Below are 25,877 nucleotides of genomic sequence, written 5' to 3'. Positions count from 1 at the left end.
TAAATGACAAGGCCGTCCCTGGGACGGCCCGCATCGGATTGGTCCGAGAAAACCAGCCTCAGGCCAGCTTCCACTCGTGACGGAAGGCCTGCGGCGCCTCCGCCTGGGATTCGTAGGTGATCAATTCCCACGCGTCCTGCTGCGCCAGCAACGCGCGCGCCAGCTGGTTGTTCAGTCCGTGTCCGGACTTGCAAGCCACGTAGCGGGCCACCAGCGGCTTGCCCAGCAGATACAGGTCGCCGATGGCGTCCAGGATCTTGTGCTTCACGAATTCGTCGTCGTAACGCAGCCCGTCGCTGTTGAGCACGCGGTACTCGTCCATGACGATGGCATTGTCCAGGCTGCCGCCGCGGGCCAGGCCCATCGAGCGCAGCGCCTCGACTTCGTTGACGAAGCCGAAGGTGCGTGCGCGAGCGATCTCGCGCACGTAGGAATGGGTGGCGAAGTCGATCTCGGCGAAATTGGCCGTGGAGTCGATCGCGGGATGGCGAAAATCGATCGAGAACGCCAGCGCGAAGCCGTCATGCGGTTCGAGGCGGGCCCATTTCTCGTTGCGGCCTTCACCCTCGCGGACTTCGACGGGCTTGAGCACGCGGATGAATTGCTTGGGCGCGTTCTGTTCGACGATGCCGGCCGAGCGCAGCAGGTAGACGAACGTGGCCGCGCTGCCGTCCATGATGGGGACTTCTTCGGCGGTCAGGTCGACATGCAGGTTGTCGATGCCCAGGCCGGCCAGCGCCGACATGAGATGCTCCACCGTGGAAACGCGGACATTGCCTTGTTGCAGCACCGACGCCATGCGAGTGTCGCCCACGCCGGCGGCTTGCGCGGGCAGGTCCACGACCTCGGGCAGGTCGACGCGGTGAAATACGATCCCGGTGTTGGGTTGTGCCGGGCGCAGGGTGAGCTCTACCCGCCGTCCGGAGTGGACGCCGACGCCTGTCGTGCGGACGAGATTCTGAATGCTGCGCTGTCGGAACATGACAATAAGGGATATTTAAGCCAGGAAGCTAGCAAGATGACACGCATATTGCCGGCATAACCGACGTATTGTAACTCTGTCCGATCCTCGACGCCAACAGCGGCGTCCGAATCGACCGGTAAAACCGTCCCTTTTTGATGCCGCGCAAAGGAAACGCGGACCGCTCCGCCTCCGGCCCACCCGCGGGGACAGGCGGGCCGGAGATGAGGGAGTGCGGATGAGCTGCCAGGCCGCTCTTCAGACTGATGCCGCGGCGCCAGGCGCCGGGTTCAGTCTATGGAGCATCCAGGCGGCTCCAGGTTCAATCCGCTTGCTTGCGCAGGAAGGCCGGGATGTCGAAGTGATCCATGCCCGAGCTTTCCAGCGCACGCACCTGGGCCGACGCCTGGCTGCGCGGGTTGCGCATGACAGACGGCATGTCCAGGTTGCGGTAATCGCCCTGGCCGGCGACCGGCATCCCGCCCAGGGGCAGGTTGTCGGTGCCGGTGCGCAGCGCCTCGGCGGTGGTCTGCACCAGTTGCGGACGAGCCTGCGCACGGCCCAGGCCGGTCGCAACCACGGTCACGCGCAGGTTCTCGCCCATCGACTCGTCATAGGCCGTGCCGAAGATCACGGTCGCGTCTTCCGAAGCGTAGCTCCGGATCGTTTCCATGATTTCGCGCGTTTCGCGCATCTTCAGCGTGCGGCTGGCGGTGATGTTGACCAGCACGCCGCGAGCGCCGTTCAGGTCCACGCCTTCCAGCAGCGGGCAGGCGATGGCCTGCTCGGCGGCGACGCGGGCGCGGTCAGCGCCCGATGCCGAAGCCGTGCCCATCATGGCCTGGCCCTGCTCGCCCATGATCGTCTTGACGTCTTCGAAGTCGACGTTCACGTTGCCTTCGACGTTGATGATCTCGGCGATGCCCGCGCAAGCGTTGTGCAGGATGTCGTCGGCCGAGCGGAAGCAGTCTTCCTGGGTGGCGTCCTCGTCCATCAGCTCATACAGGTTCTCGTTGAGCACCACGATAAGCGAATGCACGTGCTTGGCCAGCTCGGAGATGCCATCCTCGGCCATCTTCATGCGCTTGTTGCCTTCGAAGGAGAAAGGCTTCGTGACCACCCCAACGGTCAGGATGCCCAGCTCCTTCGCCACTTCGGCCACGACCGGGCCCGCGCCCGTGCCGGTGCCGCCGCCCATGCCGGCGGTGATGAAGACCATGTGCGCGCCGTTCAGGGCGGCACGGATCTCCTCGCGCGCGGTTTCGGCCGAAGCGCGGCCCTGCTCCGGCTTGGCGCCGGCGCCCAGGCCGGTGCGGCCCAGGCGAATCTGCACCGGGGCGTTGGTCGCCGCCAGCGCTTGCGCATCGGTGTTGGCGCAGATGAAATCCACGCCGTTCACGCCGTTGCGAATCATGTGCGACACGGCATTGCCGCCCGCACCGCCCACACCAACGACCTTGATTACGGTCCCTTTGGTGTTGTTCTCAAGCATCTCAAAGTTCATCATGATGACTCCCTCACAAGTCCGTATTTGCAAATCACAAAAATTCCCCAACAACCTATTTTTTGTGAATCGCCTCAAAGCCGAAGCCGATCTCAGGATCCGCAACGGGTTTGAAGCGCCTCCCCTTCTGGCCCGCCCCGCCCGACTGCTGCGGCGCGCGCCAAGGAACAGGCCCCTGCCCTGCCCCCTCAATTCATGAACCACTCCTTCATGCGCGCCAGCAGGCTCTTGAAGTTGCCGGTCTGCGCGGCAACCTTGCGGCCGCGCACGCGCTGCATGCGCGCCTCTTGCAGCAGCCCCATCACAGTCGAGAAGCGCGGATTGCGCATCACGTCGGCCAGGCTGCCTTCGTATTCGGGCACCGCCACGCGCACCGGCTTCAGGAACACATCCTCGGCCAGTTCGACCATGCCGGGCAGCTGCGCGGAACCGCCGGTCAGCACCACGCCGGACGCCAGCAGGTCTTCGTAGCCGGAATCGCGCACCACCTGCTGCACCAGCGTGAACAGCTCTTCGACGCGCGGCTCGATCACGGCGCCCAGCGCCTGACGCTTAACCTGGCGCGGACCGCGATCGCCCAGGCCCGGCACTTCCACGGACTCGTCCGGGCTCGCCAGCACCTGCTTGGCCACGCCGTAGCGCAGCTTGATTTCCTCGGCATCGGGCGTGGGCGTGCGCAGCATGGCCGCGATGTCGTTGGTGATCTGGTCGCCAGCGATCGGCAGCACGGCGGTGTGGCGGATCGCGCCGCCGGTGAAGATCGCCACGTCGGTGGTGCCGCCACCGATGTCGACCAGCACCACGCCCAGTTCCTTTTCGTCGGCAGTCAGCACGGCCAGGCTGGAAGCCAGCGGCTGCAGGATCAGGTCCTGCACTTCCAGCCCGCAACGGCGCACGCACTTGACGATGTTCTGCGCGGCGCTGACGGCGCCGGTCACGATGTGCACGCGCACTTCCAGGCGCAAGCCGCTCATGCCGATGGGCTCGCGGATGTCTTCCTGGCCGTCGACGATGAACTCCTGCGTCAGCACATGCAGCACCTGCTGGTCGGTCGGGATGTTCACCGCCTTGGCGGTCTCGATGACGCGGGCGACGTCGGTGGCGGTGACTTCCTTGTCCTTGACGGCGACCATGCCGCTGGAATTGAAGCTGCGGATATGGCTGCCGGCGATGCCGGTATAGACGTCGCGGATCTTGCAATCGGCCATCAGCTCGGCTTCTTCAAGCGCGCGCTGGATGGAGTTCACGGTGGTCTCGATATTGACGACCACGCCCTTGCGCATGCCGCGCGATTCATGCTGGCCTAGGCCCAGCACTTCGAACCGCCCTTCAGGCAGGATTTCAGCCACCACAGCCACCACCTTGCTGGTGCCGATATCGAGGGCGACGATAAGGTCCTTGATGTCACGGGTCATGGCGTTAGCGTTTCTTGGGAGGTTTCGGTATGGATTTGGACTTGGTTTCCGACGGCGGCAACGGGGCCAGCGCCAGTGCGAAACCATTGGGATAGCGCAGGTCGGCCTGGGTGATGGTGCGCCCTTCCAGGCGTCCGGCCACGGCGGGCCACGCCTGCACAAAACGTTGAATGCGCGCCGCGAACGGCAACGCGCCCGGCAGGCCGTGCGGATCCGGCGCGTCGGCGCCCGGATCCCGGCCCAGGTCCAGCAACATGCCGTTGGACAGCACGACGCGCCAGGCGTAGCGGGGACTCAGTTCGAGTTGCTTGACGTGCATGTCCAGCGGCGCGAACCAGCGCGCCAGCTCGGCATAGCGCTGCACCACCAGCGACTCGGTGCCTTCGGGTCCGGAGAACTGCGGCAACACGGTTTCGTCGTCCACCTCGCCCGTATTGGCCGTGAACGCCTCGCCCCAGGTGTTGATCATCTGGTTCTCGTTCCACAGCGCCAGCGGCTGCTGTTCCTCGATGCGCACGCGCAGCACGTTCGGCCAGATGCGCCGCACGGTGGCATGCCGCACCCAGGGCACCGACTCGAAGACCGAGCGGGCGTCGTCCAGGTCCACGGTGAAGAAGTTGCCCTTGAAGCGACCCGCGATCGCCGCGCGCACCGCGCCCGGCGAGACATAGTGCAGCTCGCTGTCCGGCATCGGCTCCAGTTCGATGGCTGACAGCGTGAAGTACGGACGCTGCGCCACCCACGCCACGCCCGCCAGGAGCATGGCGCCGACCGCCAGCACGGCAAGCGTGTTGGCGATCAGGTTGGTAGTTCGGGCGTCGTTCCACACGGAAAATCCAGGTCAGGCGTTACGGGCGGGGCTGCGCATCTTGCACGCAGCGCCAGCGAGAATCGACACGCAGAGATCGGCATAGCTCATCCCCACGGCCTTGGCCGCCATCGGCACGAGCGAATGGCTCGTCATGCCGGGCGAAGTGTTCATTTCCAGCAACCAGGGCTGATTGGCGCGGTCCAGCATGAAATCGGCGCGCCCCCAGCCCTCGCAGCCCAGCGCGCGATAGGCGCGCACGGCGATGTCCGCGACCTGCGCCGCCACGTCCGCCGGCAGGTCGGCCGGGCAGAAGTACTGCGTGTCGTCGGAGAAATACTTGTGTTCGTAGTCGTAATTGCCGCCGGGCGCGGCGATCTCGATCACTGGCAGCGCGCGCGCGGTCTTGCCTGCGCCCAGCAGGGCCACCGTCAACTCGCGGCCGGTGATGAACTGTTCAGCCAGCACCTCGGCGTCGAACTTCGCCGCCGCCTCGTAGGCGCCCTTCATGTCGGAGTAGCCGGCAACCTTGGTGATGCCCACGGTCGAGCCCTCATGCGGCGGCTTGATGATCAGCGGCAGGCTCAGGCGGTCGGGCACCAGACGCAGCTCGGTGTCGGCGTCCAGCACCTCGAAGGCCGGCGTGGGCAGGCCGTGCTGCAGCCATACGCGCTTGGTCATGGTCTTGTCCATGGCCAGCGCCGAGGCCAGAGGGCCGCTGCCCGTATAGGGAATGCCCAGCAGTTCCAGGGCGCCCTGGATCGAGCCGTCCTCGCCATAGCGACCGTGCAGCGCGATGAACACGCGGTCAAAGCCCTGCGCGGCCAGGTCGGCCAGGCTGCGCTCTCCGGTGTCGAACAGGTGCGCGTCAACGCCGGCCGAGCTCAGCGCCTGCTGCACGCCCGCGCCCGACATCAGCGACACGTCCCGCTCTGCGGAACGGCCGCCATACAGCACACCCACCTTGCCGAATTGCGCGCTCATGCCAGTTCTCCCACTTGGGCCGGGACCTTGCTGATCGACCCCGCGCCCATCACGATCACCACGTCGCCGTCCCGCACGAAATCCAGGACCGCCTGCGGCAGTTCCGCCACGTCTTCCACGAACACCGGTTCGACCTTGCCCGCCACCCGCAGCGCGCGCGACAGGGCTCGGCCGTCGGCGGCCACCAGCGGCGGCTCGCCCGCGGCGTACACCTCGGTGAGCAGCACGGCGTCGGCCGTTCCCAGCACGCGCACGAAATCCTCGAAGCAGTCGCGGGTGCGCGTGTAGCGATGCGGCTGGAACGCCAGCACGATGCGGCGGTCGGGCCAGGCGCCGCGCGCGGCGGCCAGCGTGGCGGCCATTTCCACCGGATGGTGGCCGTAGTCGTCGATGACAGTGAAGGTGCCGCCGCCATGCGCGGCCGGCACGGCGAATTCGCCTGTCTGGGTGAAGCGACGGCCCACGCCCTTGAAGGCGGCCAGCGCTTCGCAGATGGCCTCATCGGTCACGCCCAATTCGGTGGCTACGGCGATCGCGGCCAGCGCGTTGCGCACGTTGTGCAGGCCAGGCAGGTTCAGTTCCACCTGCAGCGGCGGCAGCAGCGTGTCCATATACGTGCGCTGCACGTTGAAGCGCATGCGCGTGCCGTCGGCCTGGACCTCGTAGCCGCGCACCAGGGCTTCCGGGTTCAGGCCGTAGGTGGTGATGGGACGCGACACGAAGGGCATGATCTCGCGCACGTTGGCGTCATCCACGCACAGCACGGCGCTGCCGTAGAACGGCAGGCGTTGCGTGAACTCGATGAAGGCGCTCTTCAGGCGCGCCACATCGTGCCCGTAGGTGTCCATGTGATCCGCGTCGATGTTGGTCACGATGGCCATCACCGGCAGCAGGTTCAGGAAGGACGCGTCGGATTCATCGGCCTCGACCACGATGTAGTCGCCCTGCCCCAGGCGCGCATTGGCGCCGGCGGAATTCAGGCGGCCGCCGATCACGAAGGTCGGGTCCAGCCCGCCGGCGGCCAGCACGCTGGCCACCAGGCTGGTGGTGGTGGTCTTGCCGTGCGTTCCGGCCACGGCGATGCCGCGCTTCAGGCGCATCAGCTCGGCCAGCATGATGGCGCGCGGCACCACCGGAATGCGGGCGGCGCGTGCCGCGATCACTTCGGGGTTGTCGCCGGCCACCGCGGTGGACGTGACGATGGCGCCGGCGCCGGCCACGTTGCTGGCCGCGTGGCCAATCGCGATCTTCACGCCCAGGCCCGCAAGGCGACGCGTGACGGCCGACTCATTGAGATCGGAACCGCTGATGGCGTAGCCCAGGTTGAGCAGCACCTCGGCGATGCCGCTCATGCCCGAACCGCCGATGCCTACGAAATGGATGTGTCGAATTCTGTGTTTCATGATGAACGCCCCGCTGCTTGTTCACAGACGTCGGCGATATGAGCCGCGGCTTCGGGGCGCGCATGCGCGCGGGCCCGTTCGGCGACGGCTTGCAGTTCTTGTCGGGTGCGCACGGCCAGCCAGTCCGCCAGCCACTCGGGCGTCAAGGCGGGCTGCGGCTGCAGCCAGGCGGCCTGCGCGTCGCTCAGGAAGCGCGCGTTGGCGGTTTGATGATCATCGATGGCATGCGGGAACGGCACGAACAGCGCAGCCACGCCCGCCGCCGCCACCTCGGACACCGTCATGGCGCCCGCGCGGCAGATGAGCAGGTCGGCATCGCCCAGCGCGCCGGCCATGTCCTCGATGAACGCGCGGCAGTCGGCCTGCACGCCCGCCTGGGCGTAGGCCTGCTGCAACGCGGGCAGATGCTGTTCGCCGGCCTGATGGATGACCGTCGGACGGCGATCCGCCGGCATGCGGGCCAGCGCCTGCGGCACGGTGGTGTTCAGCGCCTGCGCGCCCAGGCTGCCGCCCACGACCAGCAGGCGCAATGCGCCGGCGCGCGCGCCATAGCGTTGCGCCGGATCGGGCAGCGCGCACAGGTCGGCGCGCACCGGATTGCCCAGCGCTTCGCCCTTGGGCAACACGCCAGGGAAACCGCTGAGCACTCGGCGCGACATCCGGGCCAACCATTTGTTGGCCGTGCCGGCCACGGCGTTCTGCTCGTGCACGACCAGCGGCGTGCCCCGCAGCGCGGCGATCACGCCGCCGGGAAAGGCCACGTAGCCGCCCATGCCCAGCACCACGTCCGGCTTGACGGCGGACAGCCGTCCCCAGGCCTGGGCGAAGGCGCGCAGCAGCAGGAACGGCAGCTTGAGCAAGGCCGCCGCGCCCTTGCCGCGCACGCCGGCAAAACGCAGCGGCACCAGCTCGATGCCGCGAGGCGGCACCAGCCGGCCTTCCATCTTGTCGGGATTGCCCAGCCACAGCACGCGCCAGCCGCGTTGGCGCAGCACATCAGCCACGGCCAGGCCGGGCATGATGTGGCCGCCGGTGCCACCGGCCATGATGAGGATGGTCCGGGCGTTCGTCATACCCGTCCCCCGCGCATCATGACGCGGTTTTCCACGTCCACGCGTATCAGCATGGCGAGCGCGCACAGGTTCATGACCACGCCCGAGCCGCCATAGCTCATCAGCGGCAGCGTCAGGCCCTTGGTGGGCAGCAGGCCCAGGCACACGCCCATGTTGATGAAGGCCTGCACGCCGAACCACATGGCCACGCCATGCGCGACCAGGCCGGCGAACGTGCGTTCCATGGCGATGGCCTGGCGGCCGATGTCGAAGCCGCGATAGACGATGATGGCGAACAGCGAGATCACCAGCATGACGCCAGCGAAGCCGAGTTCTTCGCCCACCACCGCCATCAGGAAGTCGGTGTGGGCTTCGGGCAGGTAGTGCAGCTTCTCGACGCTGGCGCCCAGGCCCACGCCGAGCCACTCGCCGCGACCCAGCGCGATCAGCGAATGCGACAGCTGATAGGCGCTGCCGTAGGCGTTATCTTCGTTCCAGGGGTCCAGATAGGCGAACAGGCGCGCGCGGCGCCAAGGCGACAGCCAGATCAGCATCAGGAAGGTGCTGACCAGCACGCCCAGCAGGCTGCTGAAATACTTGCCGTTGATGCCACCCAGGAACAGGATGCCGATGGCGATGGCCACGATCACCATGAATGCGCCCAGGTCGGGCTCGAGCAGCAGCAGCATGCCCACGCCAGCCAGCGCGAAGGCCATGGGCAGGAAGCCTCGGGCGAAGGCCTGCATGTGCTCCTGCTTGCGCACGGTGTAATCGGCGGCGTAGAGCAGCGCGGCCAGCTTCATCAGCTCGGACGGCTGGAAGTTCAGCGGACCCAGCGGAATCCAGCGGTGGGCGCCGTTGACCTCGCGGCCGATGCCTGGGATCAGCACCGCCACCAACAGAATCATGGCCAGCACGAACAGCGGCACCGCCAGGCGCTGCCAGACGCGGATGGGAATGGTCAGCGTCACCGCGGCGGCCAGCAAGCCGGCGCTGATGAACGCGCCGTGGCGGATGACGAAGTAATAGCGGCCGTAGGACGCATAGCGCGGGCCGTCGGCCAGCGCGATCGACGCCGAATACACCATCAACAGGCCAAGCAGCAGCAAGGTCGACGCCGCGATCACCAACGGCAGGTCGAAGTTGCGCATGCGCGTACGGCCGGGCCGTACGGCGTTGACGCTGGCGGTGAGTTCGGCGAACAGGCTCATGCGACCTCTCCGTTGTCACGGGCGAGCTCGTCGACCTCTTCCACGAAGACCTGGCCGCGATGCGGATAGTTGCGAAACATGTCCAGGCTGGCGCAGGCCGGCGACAGCAGCACGGCGTCGCCGGGCTTGGCCAGTCCGGCGGCATGGCGCACGGCTTCGCGCATCGAGGTGGCGGACACGAGTTCGACGCCGGTCTCGGCCAGCACGCGACCGATCTCCGGGCCGTCCTGTCCGATCAACACCACGGCGCGCGCATGGCGCGACACCACCGGGATCAAGGGCGAGAAGTCCTGGCCCTTGCCTTGTCCGCCCGCGATCAGCACGACCTGCTGGCCCATGCCTTCCAGCGCGGCCACGGTCGCGCCGACGTTGGTGCCCTTGCTGTCGTTGATGTAGTCGACATCGCCGACGGTGCGCACGAAGGCCGCGCGATGCGGCTCGCCAGCATAGTCGCGCAAGGCGCGCAGCATGGCGCCCCAGCCCAGGTCCAGGCAGCGCGCCAGCTGCATGGCGGCCAGCGCGTTCAGTGCATTGTGCGTGCCGCGGATGCGCAGGGCGTCCACCGGCATCAGGCGGCTCATGCGGCCGTTCGGGCGCACGGGTTCCGGCGCATCCTTCTTGCGGCGCACGGGCGGCGCCGGTTCATCGAAATCGTTGGGCTCGGCGGCCACCAGCCAGGCCATGCCCTGGCCCGGTTCCAGGCCCATGTCGCCGACCCGCTCCGGCAGTTCACGACCGAAGCTGCGCACATCCAGCGCCTCCAGCTTGGCAACCATGGCCACGGTCAGCGGATCATCGCGGTTGACGATCTTGACGCGCGCCATCTTCAAGAGGCGCGCCTTGGCATCGGCGTAGGCCTGCATTCCGCCATGCCAGTCCAGGTGATCCTGGGTCACGTTAAGCACCACGGCGGCGTCGGCCTGCAGGCTGTGCGTGGTTTCGAGCTGGAAGCTGGACAGCTCCAGCACCCACACCTGCGGCAGCGCATCGGCATCGAGCGCGCCCATCAGCGCGGTCAGCGCGGCAGGGCTGATATTGCCGGCGGCCAGCACCGACATGCCGCTGGCATCGATCAGTTCGCGCGTCAGCGCGGTCACGGTGGTCTTGCCATTGGTGCCGGTCACGGCCAGCAGGCGCGGGCGGTAATCGCGCGATTCGGCCAGCTCGGCCAGCGCGCGGGCGAACAATTCGATTTCGCCCACGACCTCGATGCCGCGCGTGGCGGCCTCGTCCAGCAGCGCCTTGGCCGGTTGCTGTCCGGGCGCCAGGCCCGGGCTGATCACGACCTGCGACACGCCGTCGAGCATCGCCACATCGAAGGACGTGTCGCAACCCAGTCGGAACTCCACCTCGCTTTGCGCCAGCGCGTCGCGCAGGGCGGCGAGTCCGCCCGGCTCGGCGCGCGTGTCGGCCACGCGCAAGCGGGCGCCCTGACGGGCGCACCAGCGTGCGGCGGCGACACCCGACTCGCCCAATCCGAGGATCAGGACGAGCGGCGCGTCAGCGCGGGAGGATTCCATCGTATTCATCGCAACTTCAATGTCGAAAGGCCAATCAGCACCAGCATCATGCTGATGATCCAGAAGCGCACCACCACCTGGGTTTCCTTCCAGCCGCCCACTTCGAAGTGATGATGCAGCGGAGCCATGCGGAATATGCGTCTACCTGTTCCATAACGTCGCTTGGTGTACTTGAACCAGGTCACCTGGATCATCACCGACAGCGTTTCGACGACGAAGACGCCGCCCATGATGAACAGCACGATCTCCTGGCGCACGATGACCGCGATGGTGCCCAGCGCGCCGCCCAGCGCCAGCGCGCCCACGTCGCCCATGAACACCTGCGCCGGATACGCGTTGAACCACAAAAATGCGAGTCCCGCGCCCCCGATCGCCGCGCACAGCACCATCAGTTCGGAAGCGCCGGGGATATACGGAAACAGCAGGTACTTCGAATAGTCGACGCGGCCGACCACGTAGGCGAAGATGCCCAGCGCGCTGCCCACCATCACGGTGGGCATGATCGCCAGGCCGTCCAGGCCGTCGGTCAGGTTGACGGCGTTGCTGGTGCCCACGATCACGGCCCAGGTCAGCGCCACGAAGCCCAGCACGCCCAGCGGGTAGCTGACCGTCTTGAAGAACGGCACGATCAGGTCGGCGCGGGTTGGCAGGGACATGGTGAAACCGCTGCCCACCCAGGCCTTGAACAAGGGCCACAGATCGGCGTTGGCCGGCGCGGACACCGCGAAAGCCAGGTACACGGCGGCCACCAGTCCGATGGTGGCCTGCCAGAAGAACTTCTGCCGCGCGGGCATGCCTTCGGGATCGCGGTAGACGACCTTGCGGTAATCATCCATCCAGCCGATCCAGCCGAAGCCGAACGTCACCAGCAGCACCACCCAGACGAAGCGGTTGGTCCAGTCCGCCCACAGCAGAGTGCTGATGGCGATGGAAATCAGGATCAGCACGCCACCCATGGTGGGGGTGCCGGTCTTGACCAGGTGGGACTCGGGACCGTACGAACGGACGGCCTGGCCGATCTTCATCTCGGTCAGCTTGCGGATCACGCGCGGGCCGGCGACCAACCCGATCAGCAGGGCGGTGGCGCACGCCAGCACGGCGCGCAGCGTGATGTATTCGAACACGCCCAGGGCGCGCACATCATCGGAAAGCAGACGGGCCAGCTCAAGCAGCATGGTTGTCTCCCGGCGCCTGGGCCGTCTGTCCGTCGTTGGTGGAAAAAGCCGTCACTACCCGCTCCATGCGCATAAAGCGCGAACCTTTGATCAATACGCAGGACGGCCGCAAACCGCGCAAGGCGGCAACCACTTCGTCTACCGATGCGCAGGCGTGCGCGCCTTCGCCGAAAGCGGCGGCTGCCGCACGGCTGGCTTCGCCCAGCGTAATGAGCGCGTCGAGCCCCTGCTCGCGCGCGTAATTGCCCACCTCGACATGCATGGCGGGACCGTTGTCTCCGACTTCGCCCATGTCGCCCAGCACCAGCACACGAGCGCCCGCGATGCGCGCCAACACGTCGATGGCCACACGCACCGAGTCAGGATTGGCGTTGTAGGAATCGTCGATGAGCAGCGTTCCGTCGCTCATGACCTTGTGCTGCATGCGGCCCGCAACGGGGCTGAAGCCGGCCAGCGCGCGGATCGCCGCTTCCAGCGGCGCGCCCGCGGCGACGGAAGCGGCGATCGCCGCCAGCGCGTTGCGCAGGTTATGCAGGCCGGCCACTGGCAACACCAGGTCGGCCGTGCCCACCGGCGTCACTACCTTGCAGCGGGTGGAGGACACTTCCGCCAGAATCTGCTCTGCGTAGACGTCCAGGCCCGGCTGCAGGCCGAAGCGCAGCGTGCGGCGCGAGCCCGCCAGCGCATCCCAGATGGGGGAATAGGGCTCGTCGCCCGGATAGACGGCCACGCCGTTGTCCGGCAAGGCGGCGATCGCCGCGCCGTTCTCATGGGCCACCGCCTCGACGGTGTGCATGAATTCCTGGTGCTCGCGCTGCGCATTGGTCACCAGAGCGACCGAAGGCGCGGCGATGGCGGCCAGCTGGGCGATCTCGCCCGGATGATTCATGCCCAGCTCGAACACCGCGGCGCGATGCGTGGCGCGCAGGCGCAGCAGCGTCAGCGGAACGCCGATGTCGTTGTTCAGGTTGCCGGCGGTCGCCAGCCGGTTGGCCTCGCCCTTCCATGCGGCCAGCACGGACGAGATCATTTCCTTGGTCGTGGTCTTGCCATTGCTGCCCGTCACCGCCACCACCGGCAGCGAGTAGCGGGCGCGCCAGGCGGCGCCGATGCGCATCAGGGCCACGCGCGTGTCGCCCAGCACCAGCTGCGGCAGCTTCACGCCCGCGACCGGATGCGCCACCACCGCGGCGCAGGCGCCGCGCGCCTCGGCCTGGTCCAGATAATCGTGGGCGTCGAACCTCTCGCCGGCCAGGGCCACGAAGAGTTCGCCGGCGCCGATGCGGCGGGTATCGGTGGAGACCGTAGCGACCTGCGGCAGCAGCAGCGCCAGGCGCGCCCACTCGCGGTCGTCGAACGGCAGTTTCTCCCCGCCACTGTCCTGATAGGTTTCATGACCCTTGCCTGCCAGCAGCAGCACGTCTTCCGGCGCGCAGGCCCAGACGGTCTGCATGATGGCGCGGGCGCGGTCGACCTGCTCCACGGCATCCGCCGAAGCGGGCACACCGGCCATGATCTGCCGGACGATGTCCTCGGGCACTTCGTGGCGCGGATTGTCGCTGGACACCACCACGCTGTCAGCCAGTTCCGCCGCGATGCCGCCCATGACGGGACGCTTGCCCGGATCGCGATCGCCGCCGCAGCCGAACAGGCAGACCAGCCGGCCCGAGCGGGCGTTCGCCACTGGCCGCAGCGCGGCGAGCGCGCGCGCCAGCGCGTCAGGCGTGTGGGCATAGTCCACCACCACCAGCGGGCCGCGAGCGCCCGCGGCCTGAACGGCAAGGGGTTCCACGGTCTGCAGCCGGCCATCGACCGGATCGGTGGCGGCCAGTTCGCGCGCGATCTGCGCGAACGGCAGGCCCAGGCGATAGAGCACGCCGGCAACCAGCAGAAGGTTGGAAACGTTGTGCGCGCCCAGCAGGCGCGTGACGATCTGCGCCTCGCCGTGCGGCGAGACCAGCGTGAAGATCTGCCCCTGCGCCGTCGCCTGCAGGTCGCGCGCGCGCATCGTCGCGGGCACGGTGGCGTCATCGCTCAGGCTGTAGCCGGTGGCGGCCAGGGCCTGCGGCAAGGCGGCCAACAGGCGTCGGCCGGCCTCGTCATCGGCGTTGATCACGGCGCCGCCCAGTTCAGGCCAATGGAACAGGCGGGCCTTGGCGGCCTCGTAGCGCTCCATGGTGCCGTGGTAGTCGAGGTGATCGCGGGTCAGATTGGTGAACGCGGCCAATGCAACGCGCACGCCGTCCATGCGGCCTTGCTCGATGCCGATGGAGGAGGCCTCCATGGCCACTGCCTTGGCGCCGGCGTCGCGCATGGCGGCCAGCAGGCGATGCACCGTCAGCACGTCGGGCGTGGTCAGGCTGCCACCCAGTGTCTGACCGTCGGGCAACACCGCCCCCAGCGTGCCGATGGTGCCGCAGGCCTTGTCATTGCGACTCAGCGCGTGCGCGATCCATTGGACCGAAGAGGTCTTGCCGTTGGTGCCGGTGACGGCGACCACGGCAAGCTCGGCCGACGGACGGTCGTACCAGGTATCGCCCAGCCCGCCCAACAGGCCGCGCAAGCCAGTGACCTGCAGCAACGGGACCTGGCCGGCCTGCGCCAGCATGGCGTCGTCCACGGGCGCTTCGCACAGCACCGCGCGGGCGCCCTGCGCCACGGCCCTTTCTATATAGAGACGTCCGTCGCTGGACAGGCCGGCGCAGGCGACGAACACATCGCCCGGCTCGATCTCGCGCGAGTCCAGCTTGAGATGCGCGGTCAGCGACACGCGCTCATGCAACCACGCCACGGTCTGTTCAACCGTGGCGGCTTGGGAATTTGACTGGAAGCCTTTGGCGTTCATCTGCCTGGCTCCTTCAAACCAGCAACAATCGTGGATTCGAAGGGCGCGTCGGGACGCACCCCCATAAGCTGCAGACTCCCGCCGACAATGCGGGAGAACACAGGCGCGGCGATAGCGCCGCCGTAATAGCCGCCGACCGTCGGCTCATCGATGGACACGGCCACGACGATCTTGGGATCGGACACCGGCGCGAAACCGACATAGGAACTGCGGTAGCGCTGCATGCTGTACTTGCCGTCGACGATCTTGCGCGCCGTGCCGCTCTTGCCCGCCACGCGGTAGCCGCGCACTTGCGCGGCCTTGGTGCCCTCGGGGCCGGCGGCGGCTTCCAGCATGCCGCGCACCAGCGCGGTGGTCTTGGGCGTGTAGATGCGCACGCTGGTGGGATCGCTGTCGCGCTTGACCAGCGTCATCGACACCATGTCACCGTTGCGGGCGAACACCGTATAGGCGCGCGCCACCTGCAGCAGCGACACGGACAGGCCGTAGCCATAGGCCATGGTGGCCTTCTCGATCAGGCGCCAGCGCTCCCAGGGACGCAGGCGTCCGGGCGCCGCGCCGGGAAAGCCGACCTGCGGGGCCTGCCCCAGGCCCAGTTCCGTGAAGCGGTTCCACATCTCGCGGGATTCCAACTTCTCGGAGATCAGGGTCATGCCGATGTTGCTGGACTTGCGCAACACGCCGGCCACGTCCAGCGTGCCGTTGCGGCTGACGTCGCTGATGGTGCTGCCCTGATAGACGAAACGGCCGTTGCCGGTCTCGAACAGCGTATTGGGCGTGATCCGGCCCAGGTCCAACGCCAGCGCGGCGGTGAACGGCTTCATGATGGAGCCGGGCTCGAACGTGTCGGTAATCGCCTGGTTGCGCAGCTTTGCGCCCTGGAAGGTCTCGCGCTTGTTCGGATCGAAGGTCGGCACATTGGCCAGCGCCAGGATTTCCCCGGTATGCACGTCCAGGACCACGGCGGTCGCGCCCTTGGCCTGGTGCTTGTCCATGGCGTCCTTCAGTTCCTTGAACACCAGGTATTGCAGACGGGTGTCGATGGACAGGCGCAGGTCGCGGCCATCCACCGGCAAGGTGACGGCCTGCACGTCTTCGATGACGCGACCCAGGCGGTCCTTGATGACGCGGCGGCTGCCGGGCCGACCCGACAGCTGCTGGTTGAATGTCAGCTCGACGCCTTCCTGGCCCTGGTCCTCGACGCTGTTGAACCCGACCACGTGCGCCATCACGTCGCCGTCCGGATAATAGCGGCGGGTTTCCGGCTGTTGATGCACGCCAGGCAAGCCGAGCTGCTTGATCTTGTCGGCCGCCTCCATCGAGACCTGGCGCTTGAGATAGACGAAGTTCTTGTCCTCGTCGACCCGGTGCCGCAGATCGGCCGCGGGCATTTCGAGCAGCTTGGCCAGCGCGTCGAGCTGCGCCGGCGTGGACTGCTTCACGTCTTCCGGAATGGCCCAGATGGCGCGCGCCGGCACGCTCGAAGCCAGCACCGCGCCATTGCGGTCCATGATCTTGCCGCGCGTTGCGGACAGCGTCAGCGTGCGCTCATAGCGGCGCTCGCCCTGCTGCTGCAGGAATTCGGTCGACAGCCCCTGCAGGAACAGCGCGCGGCCGGCCAGCACGGTGAAACCGCCGAACAGCAGGATCAGCACCAGCCGGGCGCGCCAAGTCGGCAACTGGCCGCGCAGCACGGGATTGTCGAAGAATGGGACGCGCTTCATTGGGCGCCTCCGGTGGCCGGCGCCTGATTCAGGTACAGCGTGCGGTCCGGCACGATGGAAATCATCTTGAGGCTATCGCGCGCAATGGCATCCACGCGCGCGTTACGCGCCAGCTCGGCGCGCTCCAGCTGCAGCCGCCGCCAGCCGACCTCCAGGTCGCGCTCCTGCGCCTGATCCCTGCCCAGCTCGACGAAGAGCTGGCGCGACTGATACCGACTGGTGACCAGTGAAATGGCCGACAGCATCAGCAACGCGGCAATGATCAGGTTGACGCGGCCCATCAGCGGCGCCCTCCCTTTCCGCCCTTGCGCGGAACGGCGAGGTCGCTGCCGGGCAAGGAACCCGTATGCACGAAGGCGGCTCCGCCTTCGGCCGGCAGCGGCGTGGCGCTGCGTTCGGCCGCGCGCAGCACGGCGGAACGGGCGCGGGCATTGACCGCCACTTCATCGTCCTCGGCCTGGACGCGGCCAAGGGAATACAGCACGGGCTGGGGCATTTCGCTTTCGCGCAGGGGCAGGCGTGCATACGCGGCGGCCGGCCTGGCCGCCGCCGCGATGCATTGCTTGACCATGCGGTCTTCGAGCGAATGAAAGCTGATCACCGCCAACCTCCCCCCCGGGGCGAGCAGATCTAGAGCTGACGCGAGGGTGCGAGCGAGCTCTTCGAGTTCCCGATTGATGTAAATCCGTAGAGCCTGAAAGGTGCGTGTGGCCGGATGCTGCCCCTTTTCGCGCGTGCGGACGGCGCTGGCGACGCACTCGGCAAGTTCGAGCGTGGTGCGCAGCGGCCTTGTTGCGCGGCGAGCAGCAATCGCCTTTGCAACCTGAAAAGCAAACCGTTCTTCGCCATAATCCGCTATGACCTCCCGCATCTCATCCACACTGGCTTGCGCCAGCCAATCCGCCACCGTGGGACCACGGGTGGTGTCCATCCGCATGTCGAGCGGGCCGTCCCTCATGAAAGAGAAACCACGCTCGGCATCGTCGATCTGAGGCGAGGAAACGCCCAGATCCAACATCACGCCATCGACCTTGTCGATGCCGCGTTGCCGCAATTCTTCGGCCATGGTGGCAAAGCCGCCATGCACCACTTCCACCCTGGAATCCTCCGCGGCCAGCGCGGTGGCCACGGCGATCGCCTGGGGATCCTTGTCGAACACCACCAGCCGCGCCTGCGGGCCCAGGCGGCTCAGCAGTTCGCGGCTGTGACCGCCGCGGCCGAACGTGCCGTCCACGAAGACGCCGCGCTCCGCCCGCAAGGCGGCATCCGGCCCGGACTGCGGATGCGACCGAGACGCGCCCTTGCCGCCAAAATCGGCCAGCAAAAGCGCGTCCACCGTCGGCTCCAGCAGGACGGGCCGATGTTCGAATTCCATAGCTGTTTCAGAACGAAAACTGGTTCAACACATCCGGCATACCCTTGGCCAGGTCCTCGGCCTCGCGGCTGGCCAGGGTAGCGGCGTCCCACAGCTCGAAGTGCGCGCCCAGACCGAGCAGCATCACATCGCGCGTCATACCGGAAGCGTTGCGCAGTTCAGGAGCGATCAGGACCCGGCCGGAGCCGTCCAATTCCACATCCTGTGCGTTGCCCAGCAACAGCCGCTGCAGCGCGCGGGCCGACATGGGAAAGGCGGCAATCTGCTCGCGCTTCTTTTCCCACTCGGGACGCGGATACACCAGCAGGCAGCCGTCGGGATGGCGAGTCAGGGTCAGCCGGCCATCGGCCTGCGACATGAGCGCGTCACGGTGCCGGGTCGGAATCGAGATCCGCCCCTTGGCATCCAGCGTGAGCGCGCTGCTTCCCTGAAACACCACTTTTACCCCACTTAATTGCACAATTTCCTACTATTTCCCACTCTACGGTATGGGGCAAACCGGGTCAAGCGCACGGTTGCAATTTTTTCAATCACAACAAGGACTTAGAGCAACTTGTAAAACATAAAAAAAGAAAACCTCCCAATAAATCAGGAGGTTGCGTCACTATCTAAAAGTCCTTCTTGAAAAGTGGCGGCTAACAATGGCTTTGCATTGTTTTGCAGAGCGCTCCCGCCCCCGGCGGCGCGGGCTTCGAACGCCGCGCAGGGCTTGCGGCCTTCAAAAATTTGCCGCGCCAGGTTCGCCGACGCCGTTACCCACCAACAGCATCGGCAGCCCACCCCAAGGTCCCGCGGCACTGCACGGCGCCCAGACCCGCAATCGGCGCCCATGCCCGCGAGGCCGCGCCGCGAAGATATCAATGCAAGACGGGCCTGTAGGCCGGATTCTGTACACCGGGTTGCCCCGGCGGACGATCATTCCTCTGCGCGGATCATTGCTGAGCCGCTGTAGCCATCTACCCGCATGCTTGGACGGAGCCGCCCTTCGCGGCCCGAAGACCGCACGCATGCCTATTTGATGTTGCTCCGGGTAGAGGTTGCCGCGTTTCACCCTGCGATGCCGCCGCCCGTTACCGGACGGCGCGATACGGAGATGGCCGTACCTGTGCGCGTCGCCGCGCCCGCCCCGCAGACTCGTCTCTGTGGCCCTATTCCTCGACATCGCCCTAAGACGACGCCGGACGGCCGTTAGCCGCTACCCTGCCCTGTGGAGTCCGGACCTTCCTCGATGGATTCGCATCCACCGCGATCGTCCAGCCCGCCTTGCGCTGCGTATTCTAGTACACCCCGCGACTCCGTCCCCGTGAGGCAAGGGCCGAGGCTTCCTGCGACAATACGCGCTGATTCCCGCATCGACGCCGCAGACACGATTCCTACATGGCCCTCGCAACCCTCATTACCCTGACAGACATCCAGCTGGCCTACGGCCATCACCCGCTGCTGGACCATGCCGACTTCTCCATCCAGGCCGGCGAACGCATCGGCCTGATCGGCCGCAACGGCGCCGGCAAGTCCTCGCTGCTCAGGCTGCTCGATGGCCGGACCCTGCCCGACGATGGCGACATCGCTCGCAGCTCGGGCCTGCGCGTGACCACCGTCGAACAGGAACCCGAGTTGGACGAGAACGCCACCGTGTTCGACGTGGTCTGCAACACGGAAGGCGAACATGAAGACTGGCAGCGCCCTTCGCGCGTGCGTGCCGTACTGGAAAAACTCGGCCTGCCCGCGGACGCGCAGATCGCCGGCCTGTCGGGCGGCACGCGCAAGCGCGTGGCCCTGGCCCGCGCGCTGGTCGACGAACCAGATCTGCTGCTGCTGGACGAACCCACCAACCATCTGGACTTTGACGGCATCGCCTGGCTGGAAGACATGCTGCGCAACTGGAAAGGCGCCGCCGTCATCATTACCCACGACCGACGCTTCCTCGACGCCGTGGCGACCCGCATCGTCGAACTGGACCGCGGGCGCCTGCTCAGCTTTCCCGGCAATTTCTCGCAATGGCAGGAGCGCAAGGCCCAATGGCTGGAATCCGAGCGCCTCGAACAGGCGCGCTTCGACAAGCTGCTGGCCCAGGAGGAAGTGTGGATCCGCAAGGGCGTGGAGGCCCGCCGCACCCGCAACGAAGGCCGCGTGCGTCGGCTCGAGCGCCTGCGAGTCGAACGCGCCGAGCGCCGCGAGCGCGTGGGCAACGTCTCGCTCGCGCTGGCCGAAGGCCAGCGCTCCGGCAAGCTCGTCGCCGAACTCGAACACGTCGGCAAGCGCTTCGGCGACAAGACCGTGGTGGACGACTACTCGACCACCATCCTGCGTGGCGACCGCATCGGCATCATCGGCCCCAACGGCGCCGGCAAGACCACGCTGCTGAAGCTGATCCTGGGCGAGATGACGCCAGACAGCGGCAACACGCGCATGGGCACCAACGTCGAGGTCGCCTATTTCGACCAGATGCGCGCCCAGCTCGACGAGAACGCGACGCTGGTGGACATCATCAGCCCGGGCAGCGAGTGGGTGGAGATCGGCGGCACGCGCAAGCACGTCATGAGCTATCTGGGCGACTTCCTGTTCTCGCCTGCGCGCGCCGGGTCGCCGGTGCGCAGCCTGTCGGGCGGCGAACGCGCGCGCCTGCTGCTGGCGCGGCTGTTCGCACGCCCGGCCAACGTGCTGGTGCTGGACGAGCCCACCAACGACCTGGATATCGAAACGCTGGAACTATTGGAAGAGCTGTTGCAGGAATACTCGGGCACCGTGCTGCTGGTCAGCCACGACCGCGCCTTCCTGAACAACGTCGTCACGCAGACCATTGCTTCGGAAGGCGACGGCCGCTGGCGTGACTATGTGGGCGGCTACGATGAATGGCTGGTCCAACGCCCTGCGCCCGCCGCGCCGGCCGCCGACACGGACAAGGCTTCCAAGCCGGCGCTCGACGAAGCCGCCGCGCGCGCCAAGGCCGCCAAACCGAAGCCGGCGCGCGCCGCGAAGATGAACTCCTGGGAACTGCGCGAACTGGAAGGCCTGCCCGACGCCATCGCCGCGCTCGAGGCGCAGCAGGCCGAGCTGGCCGGCAAGCTGGCCGACGGCAGCCTCTACCGGGACGCGCCGGCGGAGGTGGAGCGGATCAACGGCGAACTGGCCAAGCTGGAGAGCGAACTGGAAGAGAAATTCGCCCGCTGGGAGCTACTGGAGGCGCGGCGAGAAAGCGCGCTCTGACCACCGCGCGGTGCATGAAAAAGCCCTGCTTATATATATAGGCAGGGCTTTTTTCTACGCGGATCATTTCGGCCGGCCATCCCGGCCCGACGCTCAGACCTGAGCGCGCCAGGCCAATGCCTCGCCGGCGGCCAGCGGCACCAGGGAAGTATTGCCGAAAGGCACTTCGTCCGGCACCTGATAGGTTTCGCGGACCAGCGTCAGCTTGCCGGTATTGCGCGGCAGCCCGTAGAAATCCGGGCCATGGAAGCTGGCGAAGCCTTCCAGCTTGTCCAGCGCGCCCGCCGCGTCGAAGGCAGTCGCGTAGAGTTCCATCGCATGCAGGGCGGTGTAGCACCCAGCGCAACCGCAGGCATGCTCCTTCAGGCCGCGCGCATGCGGCGCGCTGTCCGTGCCCAGGAAGAAGCGCGGACTGCCGCTGGTGGCGGCCGCGACCAGGGCCTGGCGATGCGTCTCGCGCTTGAGGATGGGCAGACAGTACCAATGCGGCCGCACGCCACCCTGGAAGATCGCGTTGCGGTTGTACAGCAGATGCTGCGGCGTGATGGTGGCGGCGATCGGCCCTTCGGCGTCGCGCACGTACTCGGCGCCTTCCTTGGTCGTGATGTGTTCGAACACGACCTTCAAGGCGGGGAAGGCGCGGCGCAACGGCTTCATCACGCGCTCGACGAACACCGCCTCGCGATCGAACACATCGATGGCCGGGTCCGTGACTTCGCCATGCACCAGCAAGGGCATGCCGCATTTTTCCAGCGCTTCCAGCGCCTTCGCGCATTTACCCAGCAGATCGGTGACGCCCGCGTCGGAGTTGGTGGTCGCACCGGCGGGATACAGCTTCACCGCATAGACCTGGCCGGATTCATGCGCGCGGAAAATCTCCTCACCCGACGTGTTGTCGGTCAGATACAGCGTCATCAGCGGCGTGAAGGCGTCGGCGTTGCCGCCCGCCTTGGCCAGGGCCTGCAGGATACGGCCGTGATAGGCGATCGCCTGCTCGGTCGTGGTCACCGGCGGCTTGAGGTTCGGCATGATGATGGCGCGCGCGAACTGTCGCGCCGTATCGGCGACCACGGCTTCCAGTGCCGCGCCGTCGCGCAAGTGCAGATGCCAGTCGTCGGGGCGGGTGATGGTAAGTTGCTTGATTTGCGCAGTAGACATGGGTCGCTTCTTGCTTAATCCGCCAGGGGCATCCCCCGCTCGGCCAGCGCGCAGAACATCGCACTGCCCAAGGGAATGACGGCATCGTTGAAATCAAAATGGGAATTGTGCAGCACGCAGCCGGAATCCGCTCCGCCCTGCCCCAGCCGGAAATACGCGCCGGGCTTGGTCTGCAGCATGAAGGAGAAGTCTTCCGAGCCCATGGAAGGCGTCAGGTCTCGAACCACGTTTTCCTTGCCGATCATCTCGGTCGCGATGTCGGCGACGAGGTTGGCGTGCTGCGGGGTGTTCAGGGTCGCCGGATAGATACGTTCGTAGATGAGCTCGGCGCTGCCGCCGAAGGCGCCCGCGATCGCCGTCACCAATTCGCGCATGCGCGTCTCGACCATTTCCTGCACTGATTTGCGGAAGGTGCGGACCGTGCCAACCAGCTTCGCCTCGCGCGGAATCACGCTCATGGCGCCGGGATGGCCGGCCTGCATGGAACCGATGGAAACGACAGCCGAATCCAACGGATTCACATTGCGCGACACGATCGTCTGCAAGGCGGTGATGATCTGCCCGGCGATGGTGACGGGATCGATGGTCTGATAGGGATGGGCGCCGTGTCCGCCACGACCCGTGATCTGGATCTCGAAGCGATCTGCGGCCGCCATCATCGGGCCTGGATTGATACCCACCGTGCCCGGTTTCAGGCCAGGCCAGTTGTGCAGGGCATAGATCGCATCGCACGGAAAGGTGTCGAACAAGCCGTCTTCCAGCATGGCGCGCGCGCCGCCGCGGCCTTCCTCCGCGGGCTGGAAGATCAGCACGGCGGTGCCATCGAAGTTGCGCGTCTGCGCCAGGTACTTTGCCGCGCCGATCAGGATCGCCGTGTGTCCGTCATGGCCGCAACCGTGCATCAGGCCAGGCTTGGTGGACTTGTGCCCGAACTCGTTGTCTTCAGTCATTGGCAAGGCATCCATGTCGGCGCGCAAGCCGATCATGCGTCCACTGTCGCAGCGCTTGCCGCGAATCACGCCGACCACGCCGGTCTTGCCGATGCCACGATGCACTTCGATGCCCAACGCTTCCAGCGCGCCAGCCACGATGCCCGAGGTGCGCACCTCCTCGAATCCCAGCTCGGGATGGGCGTGCAAATCGCGCCGCAGCGCTGTCAATTCGTCATGAAAAAGCCGAATTGATTCCAGGGGAGACCTTGCGTACATAGGAGGTTACACAATGATGTGGTAGGTGGGACCAGTCTGTATATTTTAGTTGCTACAGAGGATAAATGCCTTTGTCTTTACGGGAGAGACACGTTATGCTCCGGCCGCAGGACAATTTTTCCAACAGCCAGAGAAGGAGCGCCGCATTATGGCCACAACCTCCAAACCCGCGACCGCGCGCAAGCCGAACGCTGCATTCATGAAGCCCCTGACCCCGAGCGCCGAACTGGCTGCTGTCATCGGTTCGGAAGCCGTGCCGCGTACCGAGGTCACCAAGAAGATCTGGGAATACATCAAGAAGCACAACCTGCAAGATGCCAGCAACAAGCGCAACATCAACGCCGATGCCAAGCTGCGCCCGATCTTCGGCAAGGATCAGGTCACGATGTTCGAACTGACCAAGCTGGTCAACGCACATCTGAAGTAAGCAGGCTAAGGGCGTACGGCGTACGTCCCTGCCTCTTGCCATTGCGACGCCCAGGCTTTGGTCCGGGCGCATCGCTCACACAGCGCCGGCGGTTCATCGCCAGGCAGCATCCCAGCCCTACGGGCAATCAAGCAAGCCAGCACCTTTCGCGTTTAACACGGATGAAATCCGTGGCATTGCCGATCGCGTGATACACCCCCACTAGCTCGAAACCCGCGTCGATATTGACTCTCCGCGTGGCTCTCAAGATTTGCGATGTCGATGCCGAGCAGGCGGCGCCGTGCTTGAATCAGCGATGCTACGACGGTCGCGTGATGCCAGCATCCGCGATGCTGAACTCGTGATGGATGCAGACTTTCATGTGCGGGCATGCTGCCCGCACAGCGTCGTAGGTGCCAGGCCTCGCCATGTGATGGAACGCCGTGACAGGCGACGCAGCGCTCGTGCTGCCCCACAGCGCTCCACAGGTGCGGCGCCAATGACAAGGCCGGCAATAGCCGGCCTTGATTTGATGGACTCAAATCCGCATCAGGCGTAATGCGTCGGCGCGTTGCCCTCCAGCAGCGCCAGCAGGCCCTTGATCAGGCGGTACAAGACCCAGACCACCGTCGCGGCCAGGCCTATCCAGCCGATGAAGATATACACGGCCAGCGCACTGATCGCCATCCACAGCAGCGCCCACCAGAACGTGCGCAGCAACCAGTCGAAGTGTGCGGCGTAGAACGTGCCAGCCACGTCGGCGCGTTTCAGATACATCAGCACGACGGACGCCAGCGTGGCAATGCCCAGAAAACCGCTGCTGAGAAAGCCGAGCGCATACAGGCCATAGGCCACGTAGGTCAGCGTGCGCAGGTCCAGTTTCGTACCGGGCACGGGGGTCTGGGTATCACTCACGATAACGCTCCAACGAATAGATTCCGATCAATCTTACCGCACAAACACCCCCCATCCACGGGCGTTGTTATTTATGCACAATGAGTATTGGCGCGGGTTTCCGGGCCATTGCGTATCGATCTCAGGCGTTTGCACTAGGCACTCGGCACTTCTGGCCAACGTACCTTGCCATGCAAGCTCGGCACCGGGAATCGAGTTGGCCTGCCTGTTGTTGTCCCGGAAAGCATGACTGCTGCATGTCGTGTCACGATGACAGCCAGCTTGACGAGCACAAGTAGCGGCGCCTCTGAACCTGGAACGCGATTCTTTTGCGCGTTTCCGAGCTGCCCCCCTCAAGAGCGTACATGCTGGCGCGAGAGCTCGCGCAATCGGCGGGGCGACCGCTTGCGGGCAAAAGCGACTATTCGAGCGCTGTGGTCGAAGCGGCTTTTCGAGCTGCTGTGACGGCCGCAGAGCTAGAAGCGCATCGGTCTCTACGTACTCCTGGCTCATTTTGGCTGGCATTGGCATGAAGAGTAGCGGCACGATGCACGGCAGCATGCGGCCGATCGCGTGCCGATGCGTCGGCTGAGCGAGGACTTCCTGCCATCTTGCGGCAGGCCGTGGAACGGATCAGCGCGTTTCTGGCTGCCAGCCCGGGCATGCCGTGCCGTAGTCAGAAGCAGGCCTTGCCCCGCTCAAGGGCAGCAATCCTGCGGAAGTAGCTGGCGTTAAAGCCTCTCTGCAAATCCGTGGCGCTTGTAGCGTCCGCATCCCGGATAGACCGGTGCGGCCCGCATTCCCGCCAGAGAGCCTCGCGGACGGGGCGTGTGGTCACCAGCAGGCGACCAGCATGCGGCCGCGATGGCAGGCGCCCGGCTCGCGCGCAGCGATGCAACGTAAAAGGCCCCGCGGCGCGAGCCGCGGGGCCTTTCTTGTGTTCATGTCTTGCGCGAGCCATGGCTGGAGCGGGCCTGTGCCCGGCGCTGGTCTGTCCGCTCTCAAGGAGCCACAGCATTTGCGTGCG

At 66.3% G+C, this 25,877-nt stretch carries 20 protein-coding genes and 1 other RNA gene; 2 read left to right on the top strand and 19 right to left on the bottom strand.

The genetic code is table 11. The features are described from left to right. Positions 1-58: 58 nt before the first annotated feature. From lpxC to rnpB, 16 genes are all read right to left on the bottom strand, one after another. Positions 59-982: a UDP-3-O-acyl-N-acetylglucosamine deacetylase gene (gene lpxC / locus ACEU5R_RS21245; protein ID WP_103272497.1), complete on the bottom strand. Its 924-nt coding sequence runs from the start codon at positions 980-982 to the stop codon at positions 59-61. A gap of 301 nt (positions 983-1,283) precedes the next feature. Then, positions 1,284-2,468, bottom strand: a complete 1,185-nt coding sequence (gene ftsZ, locus ACEU5R_RS21240; protein WP_392411517.1) for a cell division protein FtsZ — start codon at positions 2,466-2,468, stop codon at positions 1,284-1,286. A gap of 185 nt (positions 2,469-2,653) precedes the next feature. Next, positions 2,654-3,880 carry a cell division protein FtsA gene (ftsA, locus tag ACEU5R_RS21235; RefSeq protein ID WP_102775405.1) on the bottom strand — a complete coding sequence of 409 codons (1,227 nt, stop codon included), beginning with the start codon at positions 3,878-3,880 and terminating at the stop codon, positions 2,654-2,656. 4 nt (positions 3,881-3,884) lie between these two features. Next, positions 3,885-4,709, bottom strand: a complete 825-nt coding sequence (locus ACEU5R_RS21230; RefSeq protein ID WP_103272495.1) for a cell division protein FtsQ/DivIB — start codon at positions 4,707-4,709, stop codon at positions 3,885-3,887. 12 nt (positions 4,710-4,721) lie between these two features. After that, a complete protein-coding gene (locus ACEU5R_RS21225) occupies positions 4,722-5,672 on the bottom strand; it encodes a D-alanine--D-alanine ligase (RefSeq protein ID WP_103272494.1) in 951 nt (316 codons plus the stop codon). Next, positions 5,669-7,075 carry a UDP-N-acetylmuramate--L-alanine ligase gene (murC, locus tag ACEU5R_RS21220; protein WP_103272493.1) on the bottom strand — a complete coding sequence of 469 codons (1,407 nt, stop codon included), beginning with the start codon at positions 7,073-7,075 and terminating at the stop codon, positions 5,669-5,671. Before murC ends, ACEU5R_RS21225 begins: the two co-directional genes overlap by 4 nt. Then, positions 7,072-8,148 carry an undecaprenyldiphospho-muramoylpentapeptide beta-N-acetylglucosaminyltransferase gene (gene murG, locus ACEU5R_RS21215; protein ID WP_392411516.1) on the bottom strand — a complete coding sequence of 359 codons (1,077 nt, stop codon included), beginning with the start codon at positions 8,146-8,148 and terminating at the stop codon, positions 7,072-7,074. Before murG ends, murC begins: the two co-directional genes overlap by 4 nt. Then, positions 8,145-9,338 (bottom strand): putative lipid II flippase FtsW, encoded by a 1,194-nt coding sequence (gene ftsW, locus ACEU5R_RS21210; protein WP_103272491.1) that lies wholly within the window; start codon positions 9,336-9,338, stop codon positions 8,145-8,147. Before ftsW ends, murG begins: the two co-directional genes overlap by 4 nt. Continuing rightward, positions 9,335-10,867: a UDP-N-acetylmuramoyl-L-alanine--D-glutamate ligase gene (gene murD, locus ACEU5R_RS21205; protein ID WP_392411515.1), complete on the bottom strand. Its 1,533-nt coding sequence runs from the start codon at positions 10,865-10,867 to the stop codon at positions 9,335-9,337. The genes ftsW and murD overlap by 4 nt, the downstream gene beginning before the upstream one ends. After that, positions 10,864-12,033, bottom strand: a complete 1,170-nt coding sequence (mraY, locus tag ACEU5R_RS21200) for a phospho-N-acetylmuramoyl-pentapeptide-transferase (protein ID WP_103272489.1) — start codon at positions 12,031-12,033, stop codon at positions 10,864-10,866. The genes murD and mraY overlap by 4 nt, the downstream gene beginning before the upstream one ends. Beyond that, on the bottom strand, positions 12,023-14,878 hold the full coding sequence (gene murF / locus ACEU5R_RS21195) for a bifunctional UDP-N-acetylmuramoyl-L-alanyl-D-glutamate--2,6-diaminopimelate ligase MurE/UDP-N-acetylmuramoyl-tripeptide--D-alanyl-D-alanine ligase MurF (protein ID WP_392411514.1): 2,856 nt from the start codon (positions 14,876-14,878) through the stop codon (positions 12,023-12,025). The genes mraY and murF overlap by 11 nt, the downstream gene beginning before the upstream one ends. After that, positions 14,875-16,602 carry a penicillin-binding protein 2 gene (locus ACEU5R_RS21190; protein ID WP_103272487.1) on the bottom strand — a complete coding sequence of 576 codons (1,728 nt, stop codon included), beginning with the start codon at positions 16,600-16,602 and terminating at the stop codon, positions 14,875-14,877. The genes murF and ACEU5R_RS21190 overlap by 4 nt, the downstream gene beginning before the upstream one ends. Beyond that, positions 16,599-16,883 carry a cell division protein FtsL gene (ftsL, locus tag ACEU5R_RS21185; RefSeq protein ID WP_103272486.1) on the bottom strand — a complete coding sequence of 95 codons (285 nt, stop codon included), beginning with the start codon at positions 16,881-16,883 and terminating at the stop codon, positions 16,599-16,601. The genes ACEU5R_RS21190 and ftsL overlap by 4 nt, the downstream gene beginning before the upstream one ends. After that, entirely contained in the window at positions 16,883-17,977 is a 1,095-nt protein-coding gene (gene rsmH, locus ACEU5R_RS21180; protein WP_103272485.1) for a 16S rRNA (cytosine(1402)-N(4))-methyltransferase RsmH, read from the bottom strand. Before rsmH ends, ftsL begins: the two co-directional genes overlap by 1 nt. 7 nt (positions 17,978-17,984) lie before the next feature. Further along, a complete protein-coding gene (mraZ, locus tag ACEU5R_RS21175) occupies positions 17,985-18,413 on the bottom strand; it encodes a division/cell wall cluster transcriptional repressor MraZ (protein ID WP_043542651.1) in 429 nt (142 codons plus the stop codon). Between the two features lie 424 nt (positions 18,414-18,837). After that, an RNA gene (gene rnpB, locus ACEU5R_RS21170) (RNase P RNA component class A) lies at positions 18,838-19,242 on the bottom strand. A 112-nt stretch (positions 19,243-19,354) separates the two neighbouring features. Between rnpB and ACEU5R_RS21165 the strand changes: the two genes are divergently transcribed. Next, complete coding sequence (locus tag ACEU5R_RS21165; RefSeq protein WP_103272484.1) at positions 19,355-21,184, top strand: ATP-binding cassette domain-containing protein; 1,830 nt, start codon at positions 19,355-19,357, stop codon at positions 21,182-21,184. A gap of 93 nt (positions 21,185-21,277) precedes the next feature. On the opposite strand, the gene pyrC is transcribed toward ACEU5R_RS21165, so the two are convergent. Together pyrC and ACEU5R_RS21155 are read right to left on the bottom strand one after the other, a co-directional pair. Then, entirely contained in the window at positions 21,278-22,342 is a 1,065-nt protein-coding gene (pyrC, locus tag ACEU5R_RS21160; RefSeq protein ID WP_392411513.1) for a dihydroorotase, read from the bottom strand. Positions 22,343-22,356: 14 nt separating this feature from the next. Beyond that, positions 22,357-23,550 carry a M20 aminoacylase family protein gene (locus ACEU5R_RS21155; RefSeq protein ID WP_103272482.1) on the bottom strand — a complete coding sequence of 398 codons (1,194 nt, stop codon included), beginning with the start codon at positions 23,548-23,550 and terminating at the stop codon, positions 22,357-22,359. 148 nt (positions 23,551-23,698) lie between these two features. Here ACEU5R_RS21155 and ACEU5R_RS21150 point away from each other — a divergent pair, with 148 nt between their 5' ends. Continuing rightward, positions 23,699-23,977, top strand: coding sequence for an SWIB/MDM2 domain-containing protein (locus ACEU5R_RS21150; RefSeq protein WP_006217453.1), 279 nt, complete (start codon positions 23,699-23,701; stop codon positions 23,975-23,977). Between the two features lie 528 nt (positions 23,978-24,505). Here ACEU5R_RS21150 and ACEU5R_RS21145 read toward each other — a convergent pair. Next, entirely contained in the window at positions 24,506-24,871 is a 366-nt protein-coding gene (locus tag ACEU5R_RS21145) for a hypothetical protein (protein WP_199770974.1), read from the bottom strand. Between the last annotated feature and the right edge of the window lie 1,006 nt (positions 24,872-25,877).

It is taken from the genome of Achromobacter sp. 413638 (assembly GCF_043119405.1).
Lineage (GTDB): Bacteria > Pseudomonadota > Gammaproteobacteria > Burkholderiales > Burkholderiaceae_B > Achromobacter.
The sequence above is the reverse complement of the archived record's forward strand: the minus strand, read 5'-3'. Positions and strand labels throughout refer to the sequence as shown.